General features: G+C 66.6%; 12 protein-coding genes. 8 read left to right on the top strand and 4 right to left on the bottom strand.

What is annotated here, in order from left to right; all coding sequences use genetic code 11:
- Entirely contained in the window at nt 1-732 is a 732-nt protein-coding gene (locus tag BLP96_RS04625; RefSeq protein WP_089683614.1) for a YebC/PmpR family DNA-binding transcriptional regulator, read from the bottom strand.
- A 135-nt stretch (nt 733-867) separates the two neighbouring features.
- Between BLP96_RS04625 and BLP96_RS04620 the strand changes: the two genes are divergently transcribed.
- From BLP96_RS04620 to BLP96_RS04605, 4 genes are all read left to right on the top strand, one after another.
- A complete protein-coding gene (locus tag BLP96_RS04620; protein ID WP_089683612.1) occupies nt 868-2,055 on the top strand; it encodes a M24 family metallopeptidase in 1,188 nt (395 codons plus the stop codon).
- A 71-nt stretch (nt 2,056-2,126) separates the two neighbouring features.
- Complete coding sequence (locus BLP96_RS04615; RefSeq protein ID WP_089683609.1) at nt 2,127-3,134, top strand: zinc-dependent alcohol dehydrogenase family protein; 1,008 nt, start codon at nt 2,127-2,129, stop codon at nt 3,132-3,134.
- Nucleotides 3,135-3,378: 244 nt separating this feature from the next.
- Complete coding sequence (gene dbpA / locus BLP96_RS04610) at nt 3,379-4,779, top strand: ATP-dependent RNA helicase DbpA (protein WP_089683607.1); 1,401 nt, start codon at nt 3,379-3,381, stop codon at nt 4,777-4,779.
- A gap of 32 nt (nt 4,780-4,811) precedes the next feature.
- Entirely contained in the window at nt 4,812-5,714 is a 903-nt protein-coding gene (locus BLP96_RS04605) for a PA4780 family RIO1-like protein kinase (protein WP_089683605.1), read from the top strand.
- A gap of 120 nt (nt 5,715-5,834) precedes the next feature.
- Here BLP96_RS04605 and BLP96_RS04600 read toward each other — a convergent pair whose 3' ends face one another.
- Nucleotides 5,835-6,584, bottom strand: coding sequence for an NAD(P)H-dependent oxidoreductase (locus tag BLP96_RS04600; protein WP_089683603.1), 750 nt, complete (start codon nt 6,582-6,584; stop codon nt 5,835-5,837).
- A 95-nt stretch (nt 6,585-6,679) separates the two neighbouring features.
- Between BLP96_RS04600 and BLP96_RS04595 the strand changes: the two genes are divergently transcribed.
- A complete protein-coding gene (locus BLP96_RS04595) occupies nt 6,680-7,543 on the top strand; it encodes a LysR family transcriptional regulator (RefSeq protein WP_089683601.1) in 864 nt (287 codons plus the stop codon).
- A 65-nt stretch (nt 7,544-7,608) separates the two neighbouring features.
- Here BLP96_RS04595 and soxR read toward each other — a convergent pair whose 3' ends face one another.
- On the bottom strand, nt 7,609-8,076 hold the full coding sequence (gene soxR, locus BLP96_RS04590; protein WP_089683599.1) for a redox-sensitive transcriptional activator SoxR: 468 nt from the start codon (nt 8,074-8,076) through the stop codon (nt 7,609-7,611).
- Nucleotides 8,077-8,174: 98 nt separating this feature from the next.
- On the opposite strand from soxR, the gene BLP96_RS04585 reads away from it, so the two are divergent.
- Nucleotides 8,175-10,052 carry an ABC transporter ATP-binding protein gene (locus BLP96_RS04585; protein WP_089683597.1) on the top strand — a complete coding sequence of 626 codons (1,878 nt, stop codon included), beginning with the start codon at nt 8,175-8,177 and terminating at the stop codon, nt 10,050-10,052.
- A gap of 5 nt (nt 10,053-10,057) precedes the next feature.
- Here BLP96_RS04585 and BLP96_RS04580 read toward each other — a convergent pair whose 3' ends face one another.
- Nucleotides 10,058-11,029, bottom strand: a complete 972-nt coding sequence (locus BLP96_RS04580; protein ID WP_089683595.1) for a LysR family transcriptional regulator — start codon at nt 11,027-11,029, stop codon at nt 10,058-10,060.
- 311 nt (nt 11,030-11,340) lie between these two features.
- Between BLP96_RS04580 and BLP96_RS04575 the strand changes: the two genes are divergently transcribed.
- Nucleotides 11,341-12,540, top strand: coding sequence for an efflux RND transporter periplasmic adaptor subunit (locus BLP96_RS04575; protein ID WP_422666803.1), 1,200 nt, complete (start codon nt 11,341-11,343; stop codon nt 12,538-12,540).
- 103 nt (nt 12,541-12,643) lie between these two features.
- Nucleotides 12,644-15,811: an efflux RND transporter permease subunit gene (locus tag BLP96_RS04570; protein WP_089683591.1), complete on the top strand. Its 3,168-nt coding sequence runs from the start codon at nt 12,644-12,646 to the stop codon at nt 15,809-15,811.
- Nucleotide 15,812: the final 1 nt, after the last annotated feature.

Raw genomic sequence — 15,812 nt, 5'->3', positions numbered from 1 at the left:
TTATTCGGCGGACTCGGGCAGCTCGGCGTTGTGGAAGACGCGCTGCACGTCGTCGAGGTCTTCGAGAGAGTCGATCAGTTTCTCGAACAGCGCCACGTCGTCGCCCTCGACCGGGGTCACGGTCTGCGGCACGAACTGGATTTCGTCGACCTCGAACTCGAGCTCGCCGAAGGCATCCAGCAGCGCCTGCTTGGCCTTGGCATACTCGGTGTGCGGAGCGAAGACGGTGATGCGGCCATCCTCGTTCTCGATGTCGGTGACGTCGACGTCGCTCTCCATCAACGCTTCCAGCGCGGTTTCTTCATCCTCGCCGGGGTAGGCGAGGATGGCGCAGTGGTCGAAGAGGTGACTGACGCTGCCCGGCGTGCCGAGCTTGCTCTTGGCCTTGTTGAAACAGGCGCGGACGTCGCCGAAGGTACGGTTGGGGTTGTCGGTCAGGCAGTCGACGATGACCATGCAACTGCCCGGCCCGAATCCCTCGTAGCGCGCTGGCGAGAAGTCTTCGCCGCCCACGCCGTTGGCCTTGTCGATGGCCTTGTCGATCACGTGGCTCGGCACCTGATCCTTCTTGGCGCGTTCGATCAGCCCGCGCAGCGCCAGGTTACCGGCGGGGTCGGTGCCGCCCTGCTTGGCGCAGACGTAGATCTCGCGACCGTACTTGCTGTACACCTTGGTCTTGGCGGCGGCCGTCTTGGCCATGGATTCCTTGCGGTTCTGGAAGGCCCTGCCCATTGCATTGTCCTGTGGCGTCGATACACGAGGCGGATTCTACGAAACCGGACGGGGAGCGAACAGGACTATTTCGTGCCGTGGCCGATCACCGCCATGACTACACTGCCGTTAGTCACTCACTTGCCTGGAGGCGCCATGGATCACCATGCCTACCGCCACGTCCTCGCCGACCGTCTCGCCGGTAGCGAGCTGCCGTTCCCGCCTGCCGAGTTCGCCATGCGCCGCGAGCGGGTACGCCGGTCCATGGGCACGGCGGGGCTCGAGGCGCTGCTGCTCACCGACCCGGCGGACATCTTCTACCTGACCGGCTACCACACCTTCGAGGTCTCGGTGTACACCGCCCTGGTCGTCACCGCCGACCGGCTGGTGCTGCAGGTGCCTTCCATCGAGACGGGGCCGGCGGTGGTTACCGCTACGGTGGACGAGATCATCGGCTATCGCTGGGAGGGCATCGAGGAGGTGATCGACCCGCTGGCCGAGGCGCTCGCGCCCTATCGCACCATCGGCGTCGATCTCTACGGCGCCGGGCTGCGCTTCGGGGTGATCCGCGAACTGCAGGCGCGTCTCGGCGCCGGGCGTTTCCGCGACGATGGCGGCGAGCTGCTGGATGGCATCCGCATCGTCAAGACGCCGGCCGAGCTCGACTGCCTGCGCGAAAGCGCACGCCTCACCGCGGTGGGGCTCGATGCCGCCGTGGCGGCGATCCGCCCCGGCATCACCGACAACGAGGTGGCCGCGGAGGGCGCCCGGGCCCTGCTGGCGGCAGGCAGCGAGTTCATGAGCCTGCAGCCCATCGTCACCACCGGGGCGCGCATCGGCACCATCCACGTCAACCACAAGCGCACCCTGATCGGCGAGGACGAGCCGGTGTTCCTGGAGTTCGGTTCGGCCTTCCAACGCTACACGGCACCCATGATGCGCACCGCCGTGGCCGGCCGGGCGAGTGCCGAGATGCAAGGGGTGCGCGATCTGTGTCGTTCTCTCTTCGATACCCTGTGCGAGCAGATGCGCCCCGGCAATACCTTCGATGCCGCCGCCCGCGCCGCCGAAGCGGTGCTCGCGCCGCAGGCCGAGGAGCTGTTCTTCTCCGGCGTGTTCGGCTATGCGGTGGGGGCGCAGTTCCCGCCCAGTTGGGTGGAGGGTAGCGGCTTCATCGCCCGCGGGCAGGCGCGCGAGTTCGAAGAGAACATGGTCTTCCATCTGCCGCTGTGTCTGCGCCGGCCGGGCGAATGGGGTATCGGGCTTAGCGATACCGTACGCGTCACGCCAGGTGGCGGCGAAGCGCTGACCGACAACGACTGGCAACTGCATGAAATGGCGTGACATGGCTTAGGGTCGCCAGGAATGTCAGGATGGCTCGGTTCATCCAGCGACGATTGCACGGAGGAGATTCCATGAAGGTCGTGACCCTGAAGGCCCCAGGCGGCCTCGACAAGCTGCAGGTGCAGGAGACCGAAGCGCCGGGTGAGCCCGGCCCCGGCGAGCTGCGCGTGCGCCTGCACGCCAGTTCGCTCAACTTCCACGACTACGGCGTAGTGGCGGGGATGATACCCGTCGAGGATGGGCGCATTCCCATGTCCGATGGGGCCGGCGTGGTCGAGGCCGTGGGCGAGGGCGTCGAGGAGTTCGCCGTGGGCGATGCCGTGGTCTCCACCTTCTTTCCGCCCTGGCTGGAGGGGCCGGCACGGCTCGGCAACTTCGCCACCACCCCGGGCGACGGTGTCGACGGCTACGCTCGCGAACGGGTCGTGCGCCCGGCACACTGGTTCACCCGCCAACCCGCCGGCTATTCCCATATCGAGTCGGCCACGCTGACCACGGCGGGGCTGACCGCCTGGCGGGCGCTGGTGGTGGACGGCGGCCTCAAGGCCGGCGATACGGTACTGGTGCTGGGCACCGGCGGGGTATCGATCTTCGCCCTGCAGTTCGCGCGGCTGATGGGGGCGCGGGTGATCGCCACTTCCTCGTCGGATGACAAGCTGGACCGGCTGCGCAAGATGGGTGCCGAGCACACCATCAACTATCGCGACGACCCCCGGTGGGGCAAGACGGTGAAGTCGTTGACCGGCGGCGAGGGCGTCGACCACGTGGTCGAGGTGGGTGGCCCTGGCACTCTGCCGGAATCCATCGATGCGGTACGCATCGGCGGGCACATTTCGCTGATCGGCGTGCTCACCGGTCGCGAGGGAGAGATTCCCACGGCCAAGCTGATGGCCAAGCAGGCGCGCCTGCAGGGGTTGATCGTCGGCAGCCGTCGCCACCAGCTGGAGATGATTCGCGCCATCGAGGCGGATGGCATGAAGCCGGTGATCGATTCGACCTTCGGGCTCGAGGAGATTGCCGAGGCCTTTCGTCACCAGGAATCCGGACGGCACTTCGGCAAGATCTGTCTGACCTGGTAATCCCGTCCGCTTCCCCGGCCGCGGTGCCGGGGCGTTCCGCGGGAGCGTCGGCGTCATCCCGCGGACCTTCCCTGACTCCGGGTGCGCTGGCGGGCCGTTGCCGGCGCATGGATAGTGCGACATCGCCTGCCACTTTCTGCTATTTTGCTCGCCTCCTTTTCCCTCGGCGCCCGTCTCTTGGCAACCCGCCTCGGCTCGCTGGCCCGCCCGGGCAATCGCCTCAATTCCTTACAGGTTCATTTTCGTGTCCGAATCACCTCACGCCGGGGCCTTCGTCTCGTTGCCGCTGGCGCCGGAACTGCTGGCCAATCTCGATTCGCTCGGCTTCCACGCCATGACGCCGATCCAGGCCCAGAGCCTGCCGCCGATGCTGGCGGGCCGAGACGTGCTGGCCCGAGCGAAGACCGGCTCGGGCAAGACCGCGGCCTTCGGGCTGGGAATGCTGTCGCGTCTCGCCGTCACGCGCTTCCGCGTTCAGGGTCTGGTGCTCTGCCCCACGCGAGAGTTGGCCGATCAGGTGGCCGGCGAGATCCGTCGGCTGGCGCGCAGCCTGCCCAACGTCAAGGTGCTGACCCTGTGCGGTGGGGCTCCCTTGGGGCCGCAGCTCGCCTCGCTGGCCCATGGTGCGCATGTGGTGGTGGGAACCCCGGGGCGGGTGGAGGAGCACCTGCGCAAGGGCCGGCTCGACCTGTCGTCGCTCGATACCCTGGTGCTCGATGAAGCCGACCGCATGCTCGGCATGGGCTTTCAGGCCGCGATGGAGGCGATCGTCGCCGAGACCCCGCCCAGCCGTCGGACCTGGCTGTTCAGCGCGACCTATACCGATGCCATCCGACCCATTGCCGAGCGGATGATGCAGGACCCGGCCGAAGTGGCGGTGGCCGAGACCCATGACGAGACCACCATTCGCCAGCGCGTCTACCGCGTGGCGGACGAAACGCAGCGGTTCATCGCGCTGCGCCTGTTGTTGCTGCACCATCGGCCGCGTTCCAGCGTGGTGTTCTGCAATACCCGGCGCGAGACCCGAGAGGTCGCCGCCGCCCTCTGCGAAGCGGGCTTCAGTGCCTTGGCACTGCACGGCGACCTGGAGCAGCGCGACCGCGACCGGACCCTGGTACTGTTCGCCAACCGCAGTGCCTCCATCCTGGTAGCGACCGACGTGGCGGCGCGTGGGCTGGACATCGAGGCGCTGGACGCCGTGTTCAACTACCGAATCGCCCGTGACCTCGAGGTGCACGTGCATCGCATCGGGCGTACCGGACGTGCCGGCAGCTCGGGCATGGCTTGCACCCTGGTCGCCGAGCAGGAGACCTATCGGCTCGAGCGGTTGGCCGAGTTCCTCGGCGAGCCCCTCGAGGAGGCGCCATTGCCGGCGCACGACGTGCTGGCACGAGCGCCCTTCGAACCGGACATGACGACGCTGCAGCTCGACGGCGGCAAGAAGCAGAAGGTTCGCCCCGGCGACATTCTCGGTGCCCTGACCGGCGATGGCGGCATCGACGGTGCCCGGGTCGGCAAGATCAAGGTGTTGGAGCGCAGTGCCTACGTGGCCGTCGATCGCGAGGTGGCCAAGACGGCGCTCGCCCAGCTCGAAACGGGCAAACTCAAGGGGCGCTCGTTTCGCGCCCGGCGCATCAGCCGCTGATTGGCTGTGCAGGGAAACGGAAAGGGGGAAAGGTGAAGGTACCCAAGCGATTGCAGCCGCTACTCGATGACGGCCTGATCGACCAGGTCGAGGCCCAGTTGATGAGCGGCAAGGAAGCGCAGGTCTATGTGGTGCGTTCGGGCGACGAGCTGCGCTGCGCCAAGGTCTTCAAGGAGGCGAAGCAGCGTAGCTTCAAGCAGGCGGTGCAGTACCAGGAGGGGCGCCGCGAGCGCAACAGCCGCCGCTCACGGGCCATGGCCAAGAAGACCCGCTACGGTCAGAAGGAGCAGGAGCAGGCCTGGCTCAACGCCGAGGTCGATGCCCTTTACCGGCTGGCGGCGGCGGATGTGCGGGTGCCGCAGCCCTACGGATTCATCGACGGTGTGCTGCTGATGGAGATGATCAGCGATGCCGAGGGCCTGACCGCACCGCGCCTGGACGACGTCACCCTGAGCGTCGAGGAGGCTCGTGAGTACTACGAAAAGATCGTTCGCGACGTGGTGAAGATGCTGTGCGCGGGCCTGATCCATGGCGACCTTTCCGAGTTCAACGTGCTGCTGGCCGCCGACGGACCGGTGATCATCGATCTGCCCCAAGCGGTGGACGCTGCCGGCAACAACAGTGCCGAGATGATGTTCGAGCGCGACGTGGACAACATGCGCCGCTACTTCGGTCGTTTTGCCCCCGAGCTGTTGGCCACCGATTACGGCAAGGAGATCTGGGCGTTATACGAGGCCGGTGAGCTGCACCCGGAAAGTCAGCTGACCGGTTGCTTCGAGCACGATACCAGCACCGTGGACGTGGACGAGCTGATGACCGTGATCGACGACGTACGCGAGGAAGAGGCCTATCGTCAGGGAGCCCGTGACCGCGGCGATGAGCCCGGCGTAGAAGAGGCTGCCGAGGAGTGGCAGGAGTCACAGCGGGAGCGTTGAGCCCGGCGGCTATGCCGTCAAGCGGCTCGTTTGGGAAGAGTGTCGGTTTGCCTGCCACACGGTGATGTCTCCATACAGCCGTTGGTGGAGCGTCTGGCCCAGTGACACGGCCCGGGGCGCCTACAGCCGCCAGTTTTCGGGGTGCCCCGCCTTCAGCATGCCCTGCTCGTCCCAGTCGTCCCAACCGGCGAAGGGAATCGGCGCCTCAGTGTCGAGACCTTCCAGCCGTCGTGCCCAGGCGGTCTTCTCCTCTTCCAGGCGTTGGCGAAACGCCGTTTCCGCCTCGTAGCTGAGCCCGCCGCCCTGCACGCCGTAGCTGATCTGCGGCGGCAACACCTTCACGCCGAGGTAGTAGAGCGAATAGTGGATCGGCCATAGCAGCGCCACGATATGGCCGCTGCGCCCGTGCCGAGTGAAGGTCGACGCCGGCGCGCCGGCGGTCACCGAGAGCATCGCCCGCTTGTCGGGAAACCGCCCGCAGTCGTAACGCATCCGGCCTGAATAGAGCCCGCCGTAGACGAACACCCGGTCGAACCACCCCTTGAGCATGGCCGGCTGGGCGTGCCACCACAGCGGGAACTGCAGGATCACCAGATCGGCGCGCTCCAGCCGCTCGATCTCGCGCTGCACGTCGTCGGGCAGGGCAGCGCTCTCGAAGGCGTGTCGCTGCTCGGTGAGCGGAAAGAAAGTGTCGGGCTCGATCCGCTCGGCATAGTGCGCCGGCCCCTCCACCGGGTCGAAGTTCTCGGCATAGAGGTCCGAGACTTCGACGCCATGGCCCTGACGCTGCAGGGTGTCGATGGCGACGTCCTTGAGGGCGCCGTTGAAGGAGTGCGGCTCGGGGTGGCAGAACACGATCAGGACATGCATGGGGAGTCTCCGGTAGGGACGTGTACGGTGCATGTCTTCACGCTATTCTGTGCATGAAAGAATCGAAATTCCTCAATATCGATAACGAGCCTTGCATGAATGAACAGGCACTGCACTGGGACGACCTGCGCGTGGTGCAGGCCATCGCCGAGGCGGGCTCGCTATCGGGGGCCGGACGACGGCTGGTTGCCAGCCATGCCACGGTGTTCCGCCGGCTGAACGCCATCGAACGGCGCCTGGGCGTGGCCCTGTTCGAACGTTCCCGCATGGGTTACTCGCCCACACCGGCGGGAGAGGATCTGGCGGCAACGGCAGCCCGAGTGGCGGTCGAGGTGCTGGGCGCCGAGCGTCGCGTGGCGGGACGAGACCTGCGACTTTCCGGCAGCATCCGCGTGACCACCACCGATACGCTGCTGATGGGGCTGCTGTCGCCGATCTTCGCCGACTTCCAGCGCGCCCATCCCGATATCAGCCTCGAGGTGGCGATCTCCAACCAGCTGTTCAACCTCTCCCAGCGCGACGCCGACGTGGCGGTGCGGCCCTCTGCATCGCCGCCCGAGCATCTCGTAGGGCGTCCGGTCGGGCGCATCGCCCAGGCGGTCTATGCCCGTGCCGATATGGCTGCCGATGCCTGGATAGGGCCGGATCGCCACCTGGGCTATGCGGCGCTCGACGCCTGGATGGAGGCCAACGGAACCGACGCCAGCTGCCGTTATCGCGTCGACACCATGCTCGGCATGTTGATGGCAGCGCGCGATGGCCTGGGCCGAGCCGTGCTGCCCTGTTACCTCGCCGACGCCGAACCGGCGCTGATGCGTGTCGGCGAACCGATTGCCGAACTGACGACCGAGCTGTGGCTGCTGACCCATCCCGACCTTCGGCGGGTGGCACGCATTCGTGCCTTCATGGCCTGCATCGCCCAGGCGCTGGCCGATAGCGACCGACTGGATGACAGGTGAGCGTGGCTATACTGGAGAGGCGGACCGTTCTGGCTCGACGATTCGCCAACTGCAGGAGCCGCCGATCAAGGGGTTCCCTGGCTCGTTGCCGGCTCGAGCAAGCGGGCGCCGCAGCCCTGGTCGCCCAGTTCGTCCCCGGGGTTGCGCAGCGGGCACTCCGCGAGCGATAGACAACCGCAGCCGATGCAGTGGTCGAGCTGGTCGCGCAGTTGGGTGAGGCAACGGATGCGCTCGTCCAGGGTCTCCCGCCAGCCTGCCGAGAGGCGTCGCCAGTCGTCGGCATTGGGGGCGCGATGCTCGGGGAGGGTGGCGAAGGCCTCATGGATTTCGTCCAGCGAGATGCCGGTGCGTTGGGCGACCTTGATGATCGCCAGGCGGCGCAACACCTCGCGGGAGAAGCGGCGCTGGTTGCCGGCGTTGCGGCGGCTCGCGATCAGCCCCTTGGCCTCGTAGAAGTGGATGGCCGATACCGCCAGGCCGCTGCGCTGGGCGACCTCGCCGACACTGAGTTCACGCTGAAGTGAAACGGACATCTCGCTCTCCTTGACCTCGACTTAACTTGAGGTTTTAACCTGCCAGTCGATATCGGGCAAGTGGTGCCCGCAACCCTGAACGCAATCGGACTGCTGCCATGTTTCGCTACTTCGAAAACCTGGTGAACCCCTATCCGGCGGACCAACGCGGAACGCCGCCCAAGGGCCTGTTCGCCTTCATCCTGCACTTCTCGCGACCGGTGCTGCCGCTGTTGATCGTCATGTCGCTGCTCACCGGCCTGGTTTCCGCTGCCGAGGTGGTCTTCTTCGGCTACATGGGCGAACTGGTGGACTGGTTGGGTGCTGCCGAACGCGAGGGCTTCCTCGCCGAATACGGCTGGCGCCTGGCCGGCCTGGCCGCACTGGTGGTGATCGGCCTGCCGCTGGTGACTCTGCTGCAGTCGCTGGTGACGCACCAGAGCATCTTCGGCAACTATCCGATGATCGGTCGTTGGTTGTCGCACCGCCACATGCTGGGCCAGAGCCTGGCCTTCTATCAGGACGAGTTCGCGGGAAGGGTCTCCCAGAAGGTGATGCAGACGGCGCTGGCGATCCGCGAGACGGTGATGAAGCTGATGGACCTGCTGGTCTACGTGTTCGTCTACTTCGCCGGGGCCATGCTGCTGATGGGCCAGGCCGAGCCCTGGCTGATGCTGCCGCTGGTGGTATGGCTCGTGGGCTACGTGGCGATCATGCGGTATTTCGTGCCGCGCCTGCGAGCGGTGTCCATGGCTCAGGCCGATGCCCGGGCGGTGATGACCGGGCGCATCGTCGACAGCTACAGCAACATCCAGACCATCAAGCTGTTCGCCGACACCCGTCGCGAACAGGCCTACGCCCGCGATGCCATGGAGGGCTTCATGTCCACCGTGCACCGCCAGATGCGCCTGGCCACCGGCCTTACCGTGAGCCTGACCCTGCTCAATTCGCTGCTGCTGGCCGGCATAGCGGCCATGGCCATCGGCGCCTGGTATCTGGAGGCGGTGTCGCTGGGCGTCATCGCCGTGGCCATCGCCCTGGTGATGCGCATTCGCTTCATGTCCAACTGGATTCTCTGGGAAGTGGCCGGGCTGTTCGAGAACATCGGCACGGTGCAGGACGGCATCAACACCATCGCCCGGGAGCCGGCGGTCAAGGATGCCCCCGATGCCACGGCACTGACGGTACCGCATGGCGAGATCCGTTTCGAGGCGCTGCGCTTCGGCTACGAGCGCCCCGACGGCGAGGCGAACCGCGTCTTCGACGGCCTGGATCTGACCATCGCACCCGGCGAGAAGGTGGGGCTGATCGGCCGCTCCGGGGCCGGCAAGTCGACGCTCGCCAACCTGCTGCTGCGTTTCTACGACCTGGAAGGCGGGCGCATCCTGATCGACGGACAGGACGTCGCCGACGTGACCCAGGAGTCGCTGCGCCGCCATATCGGCATGGTCACCCAGGACACCTCGCTGCTGCACCGCTCGGTGCGCGACAACATCCGTTATGGCAGTCCCGAGGCCAGTGAGGAGCAGATCCGAGAAGCGGTGCGCCGGGCTCATGCCGATGCGTTCATCGACGACCTGGTGGACCTCCAGGGCCGCCGCGGCCTGGACGCCCACGTGGGCGAGCGCGGGGTGAAACTTTCCGGCGGCCAGCGCCAGCGCATCGCCATCGCCCGGGTGCTGCTCAAGAATGCCCCCATCCTGGTGCTCGACGAGGCCACCTCGGCGCTCGACTCCGAAGTGGAGGCGGCGATACAGGAACAGCTCTACGCGCTGATGGAGGGCAAGACGGTGATCGCCATCGCCCACCGGCTCTCCACCATCGCCATGCTCGACCGCCTGGTGGTGATCGACGAGGGGCGCATCGTCGAGAGCGGCTCCCACCATGAACTGCTGGCTCGCGACGGCCTCTATGCCGCCCTGTGGCGCCGCCAGTCCGGCGGTTTCATCGGCGTGGATGTCGATGGCGAGACGGTCGCGAGCGAGGCGGCCACCTAGGGCTGTCAGGCGGGGGCGTCCAGGGGTTCGTGGGTGGCCGCCCGTGGCTGGGTCGGGGGCCAGGCGTCGGGCGACGACAGGCTCTCGAGACGGACGCGCTCCACCACGAAGTCGACGAAGGTGCGCACCTTGGGGGGGACGAGCGTGCCGACCGGAAAAACGGCGTGCAGTTCCACTTCCGGTCCCTCCCACCCCTCGAGGACGCGGCGCAATCGCTGCTCCTCGGGCCCCAGGCAGGCGACGATCTCGCTGGCCAGCATCAGCCCCGAGCCATCGATCAGCAGTCCGCGTAGCACGAAGGGGTCGTTGGCGATGGCGATCGGGTCGATCTCGACCTCCTGGCGTTGGGCACCGTTGCGCAGCGTCCAGACGTGATGCTGGCCGCGTCGATCGGTGTGTTTGGCCAGGGTCGGGAGATGAGCCAGGTCGGCCGGCTCCCGAGGCTCGCCATGACGCGCGATGTAGCCCTCGCTGGCGTAGACGAAGGAGCGGTAGCGAGCCAGGGGGCGTGCCACCAGCGTGGAATCGGGCAGGGGGCCGACTCTGAGCGCCACGTCGATCTGCTGTGCGACCAGATCGAGGCGCTCGTTGGAGAGCACCAGATCGATTTTTACCTCGGGGTAGAGTTCGCGAAAGTCCCGCACCAGCGCCGCGGTGAATTCGGTGCACATGGTGAAAGGGGCGGTGATCCGCAGCCAGCCACGCGGGGTGTCCTCGAGCCGCTGGACGGCGCTCTCCGCCTCGCGAATGTCGTGAGCGATGCGGTTGCAGTAATCGAAGTAGACGGAACCGGCCTCGGTCAGGCTGAGGCGAAGCGTCGTACGATGCAGCAGCCGAGAACCCAGTCGCCGTTCGAGTGCCTGCACCTTGCGACTGACGGTGGTCTTGGAGAGACGCAGCTGCTTGGCTGCGGCGATGAAACTGCCCTGCTCCACGACTTTGGCGAAGATCAGAGCGTCATTGAGATCCTGCAGCATGTCTGTGTCCTGCAGCGTCAGGGGAGTGTCGAGTCCAGACGAGAACGGCTGCATGAAGACTGTCCCGCCATTGGGACAGTATTTCCCTGTCGAGCGGACTAATCAAATGCGCGCCCACTGACTAAGGTGCCATTCGGGAACGTTTGCCGATGTCGAATCACGACGCCACCGAACGACATGAAGGATGTCGGGCAAGGGCCGATTCCGGTCGCAAGCCAAGTCAATCGAGAACGATGTCTGCCGGGTGCCGTACCGATACGACAAACGGCGATGGAGCCTTATGGGAGAGGGAAGCGATGAACGTCCACGAGATGTTCGTGAATGCAGGGAGTCGACGATGCTTCATGGTCACCGCCATGGTCGCCGGACTCCTGGTCGTGACGGGTTGCGACAGCCTGGCGGATGATGCGCAGGAAGAAGGCGCTCAGCAAAGTCCGCCGCCCGAGGTCAGCGTGGCCCAGGTGCTGGTCGAAGACATCGAGCTGTGGGATGCCTTCACCGGCCGCATCGAGGCGGTGGAGACGGTGGATCTACGCCCGCGCGTCTCGGGTTACATCGAGAGCGTCAACTATACCGAGGGCCAGGAGGTCGAGAAGGGGGACGTGCTGTTCACGATCGATCCGCGTCTCTATCGTGCTGAACTCGACCGTGCCGAGGCCGAGCTTCAAAGGGCCCGTGCGCACGCCGAGTTGGCGCGCAGCGAGGCTGCCAGGGCCGAGGCACTGGCCCAGAGCCGTTCGATTTCCCGCGAGGTGCTGGACCAGCGTCGGGCGGCGGCGGCCACCAGCGCAGCCGATATCCTCGCCGCACAAGCCAGCGCCGAGACGGCCAGGCTCAACATGGCGTTCACCGAGGTGCGCGCCCCCATTGCCGGACGGGCCGGCAGGGCGCTGGTCACCCCGGGCAACCTGGTGTCCGACGCCACCCCGCTGACTCGCATCGTCGCCCTGGACCGGGTCCACGTGCATTTCCACAGCGACGAACGGGCCTACCTGCACTACGACGCCATGATGCGTAGCGATGGACAGGCCAGCCTGCGCGATGGCGGCGTTCCGGTGCGGGTGGGGCTGGCGACGGACGAGGGGTTCCCCTATCGCGGCGTGGTCGACTTCGTCGACAACCACCTCGATGCCGAGGCCGGCACCATCCTGACTCGCGCCGTGCTCGACAACAGCGAGGGGCGTTTCGCCCCCGGCATGTACGCCCGCGTTCAGCTGCTTGCCGGGCATGCCGAGGACTCTCTGCTGATCGACGAAAAGGCGGTGCTCACCGATCAGGACCGCAAGTACGTCTACGTGGTCGACGATGAGGGACGCGCCATGCGTCGCGACGTGCAACTGGGGCGCCGGGTCGATGGACTGCGTGTCGTCACCGCCGGCCTCGAGCCCGGTGCTCGGGTGGTCGTGAAAGGCGCTCAACGGATCTTCTTTCCGGGCATGCCGGTGGCGGCGGAGAGCGTCGACATGCGCGGTCAGGCCGAGGTCGACAACGAGCTTGCCGTGATGCACTGAGCGTGCCGAGGCGCCACCGCCAGGGATGACACAACGAACGATACCCCCCTGAACGACATCGTCGGCGCGGAGCAGACCGTCCGCGCCGAAAGGGAGTCTTGTCATGGACTTTGCCAAGTTCTTCGTCGACCGGCCGATCTTCGCTGCGGTGCTGTCGATCCTGATTTTCATTGCCGGTGCGATCGCCATCCCGCTACTGCCGGTCAGCGAATACCCCGACGTGGTGCCGCCCACCGTGCAAGTGCGGGCGGTCTATCCCGGCGCCAACCCCAAGGAGATCGCCGAGACGGTGGCCACGCCACTGGAGGAGGCGATCACCGGGGTCGAGGACCTGATGTACATGAAGTCGGTGGCCGGCTCCGACGGCGTGCTGGCGATGACGCTGACCTTCCGCCCCGGCGCCGACCCGGACGAGGCCCAGGTTCAGGTACAGAATCGGGTCGCACAAGCGCTGGCCCGGCTGCCCGAGGCGGTGCGCCGCCAGGGGGTGACCACCGACAAGCAGTCCCCGGATCTGACCATGGTGCCGCAGCTGATTTCGCCCGACGGTCGCTACGACAGCACCTACCTGCGCAACTATGCGGCGCTGCACGTGCGCGACGAACTGGCGCGCCTGCCCGGGGTGGGCCAGGCGATGTTGTTCGGCGCCGGCGACTACGCCATGCGGGTGTGGATCGATCCCGACCGGGCCGCCGCGCGCGGGCTCACCGCGGGTGACATCATCGCCGCGATACGCGAGCAGAACGTGCAGGTCTCGGCGGGGCAGCTCGGCGCACCGCCGACGCCGACCGCGTCGGACTTCCTCATCTCGATCAACGCCCAGGGGCGTCTGACCACCGAGGAGGAGTTCGGCGACATCGTGGTCAAGGCGGGAAGCGACGGGCAGATCACTTACCTCTCGGACGTGGCGCGCATCGAACTCGGCGCCGCCGAGTACTCGCTGCGGTCACTGCTCGACAACCAGCAGGCGGTGGCCATCGGCATCTTCCAGGCGCCCGGCTCCAACGCCATTGCGCTCTCCGATGCGGTGCGCGAGAAAATGGAAGAGCTTTCCCAGCGCTTCCCCGAGGGGGTGGAGCACACCATCGTCTACGACCCCACGGTGTTCGTGCGCGACTCGATCGAGTCGGTGATCAAGACGTTGCTAGAGGCGGTGCTGCTGGTGGTGCTGGTAGTCACGCTGTTCCTGCAGACCTGGCGCGCCTCGGTGATCCCGCTGCTGGCAGTGCCGGTGTCGATCGTGGGCACCTTCGCCGTGCTCTACTTGCTGGGCTTTTCGATCAATACCCTGACCCTATTCGGGCTGGTGCTGGCCATCGGCATCGTGGTCGACGATGCCATCGTGGTGGTGGAGAACGTCGAGCGCAACATCGAGGAGGGGCTCGCACCGTTGGCGGCGGCCCACCAGGCCATGCGCGAGGTGAGCGGGCCGATCATCGCCATCTCGGTGGTGCTGTGCGCGGTGTTCGTGCCGATGGCCTTCCTCGAGGGCGTCACCGGCCAGTTCTACCGCCAGTTCGCGGTGACCATCGCCATCTCCACGGTGATCTCGGCGATCAACTCGCTGACGCTGTCGCCGGCGCTGGCGGCGATGCTGCTCAAACCCCACGATGCCCCGAAGGATCGCCTGTCACGACTGATCGATTTCCTGTTCGGCTGGCTGTTTCGGCCCTTCAACCGCTTCTTCGCCGCCAGTTCGCGAAGCTATCAGGGCGGCGTGACTCGCAGCCTGCGTCGGCGCGGCGCCGTGTTCGCCGTCTACGCGCTGCTGCTGGCGGGTACCGGGGTCATGTTCCAGCTGGTGCCGGGCGGCTTCATTCCCACCCAGGACAAGATGTACCTGATCGGCGGCGCCAAGTTGCCCGAGGGCGCTTCGCTCGACCGCACCGAGGCGGTGATCCGGCGCATGACCGACCTGGCGTTGGAAACCGAAGGCGTGAGTTCGGCGGTGGCCTTCCCCGGGCTCAACCCGCTGCAGTTCACCAATACGCCCAACACCGGGACGGTGTTCTTCGGCCTCGATCCGTTCGAGGTACGCGCGCGCAGCGCCGACGAGATCGTCGGCGAACTCAACGGCAAGTTCGGCGCCATGCAGGAGGCGTTCAGCTTCGCCTTCACCCCGCCGGCGATCCTCGGCATCGGCTCGGGATCGGGCTTCTCGCTGTTCATCCAGGATCGTGCCGGGCTGGGCTACGGCGAGCTGCAGCAGGCCGTCGATGGCTTCAGCGGTGCGCTGATGCAGGCGCCGGGCATGGGCTACCCGATCACTTCCTACCAGTCCAACGTGCCGCAGCTCGACCTGCACGTCGACCGGGTCAAGGCCAAGACCCAGGGCGTGGCGCTGACCGACCTGTTCGAGACCCTGCAGGTCTACCTCGGCTCGGTCTACGTCAACGACTTCAACCGCTTCGGCCGTACCTGGCAGGTCATGGCCCAGGCCGACGGCGACTACCGCATGGACGCGGAGAACATCGATCGCCTGCGCACCCGCAATGCCTATGGGGAGATGGTGCCGATCGGCAGCATGATCCGCGTCGACCGCACTTTCGGACCCGATCCGGTGATCCGCTACAACGGCTACCCGGCGGCCGACCTGATGGGCGAGGCCGATCCGCGGGTGCTGTCGTCGAGCCAGGCCATCGAAGTGGTCGAGCGGCTCGCCCCGGGGGTGCTGCCCGCCGGCATGACCTTCGAATGGACCGACCTGAGCTACCAGCAGGTCAACCAGGGCGGCGCGGCATTGGTGGTGTTCCCGCTCGCCATCCTGCTGGTGTTCCTGGCGCTCGCCGCGCTCTACGAGAGCTGGACGCTGCCACTGGCGGTGATCCTGATCGTGCCGATGTGCATGCTCTCGGCGCTGATCGGGGTGAGGCTCACCGGCGGCGACAACAACATCTTCGTGCAGGTGGGCCTGGTGGTGCTGATCGGCCTGGCGTGCAAGAACGCCATCCTGATCGTCGAGTTCGCTCGCGAACTGGAGTTGCAGGGGCGCGGCATCGTCGAGGCGGCACTGGAGGCGTGCCGCCTGCGCCTGCGCCCGATCGTCATGACCTCGATCACCTTCACGGCGGCAGTGGTGCCTTTGATGCTGGCCGGCGGTGCCGGCGCCGAGGTGCGCCAGGCGCTGGGTACGGCGGTGTTCGCCGGCATGCTCGGCGTGACCCTGTTCGGTCTGTTCCTGACGCCGGTGTTCTACGTGGCGTTGCGCAAGCTGGTGAGCCGTGGCGATCAGCGAAGTGAAGCACGGGTGGCGGAGAACCTACCGACCTGAC

The sequence above is a fragment of the Billgrantia gudaonensis genome (assembly GCF_900100195.1).
GTDB lineage: Bacteria > Pseudomonadota > Gammaproteobacteria > Pseudomonadales > Halomonadaceae > Halomonas > Halomonas gudaonensis.
Note: the sequence above shows the minus strand (reverse complement) of the source record. Positions and strands in the feature narration are given on the sequence as shown.

Coding starts and splice junctions, on each gene's coding strand:
- BLP96_RS04625 (WP_089683614.1), bottom strand. CDS start 732: ATGGGCAGGGCCTTCCAGAACCGCAAGGAATCCATGGCCAAGACGGCC.
- BLP96_RS04620 (WP_089683612.1), top strand. CDS start 868: ATGGATCACCATGCCTACCGCCACGTCCTCGCCGACCGTCTCGCCGGT.
- BLP96_RS04615 (WP_089683609.1), top strand. CDS start 2,127: ATGAAGGTCGTGACCCTGAAGGCCCCAGGCGGCCTCGACAAGCTGCAG.
- BLP96_RS04600 (WP_089683603.1), bottom strand. CDS start 6,584: ATGCATGTCCTGATCGTGTTCTGCCACCCCGAGCCGCACTCCTTCAAC.
- BLP96_RS04595 (WP_089683601.1), top strand. CDS start 6,680: ATGAATGAACAGGCACTGCACTGGGACGACCTGCGCGTGGTGCAGGCC.
- soxR (WP_089683599.1), bottom strand. CDS start 8,076: ATGTCCGTTTCACTTCAGCGTGAACTCAGTGTCGGCGAGGTCGCCCAG.
- BLP96_RS04585 (WP_089683597.1), top strand. CDS start 8,175: ATGTTTCGCTACTTCGAAAACCTGGTGAACCCCTATCCGGCGGACCAA.
- BLP96_RS04580 (WP_089683595.1), bottom strand. CDS start 11,029: ATGCTGCAGGATCTCAATGACGCTCTGATCTTCGCCAAAGTCGTGGAG.
- BLP96_RS04575 (WP_422666803.1), top strand. CDS start 11,341: ATGTTCGTGAATGCAGGGAGTCGACGATGCTTCATGGTCACCGCCATG.
- BLP96_RS04570 (WP_089683591.1), top strand. CDS start 12,644: ATGGACTTTGCCAAGTTCTTCGTCGACCGGCCGATCTTCGCTGCGGTG.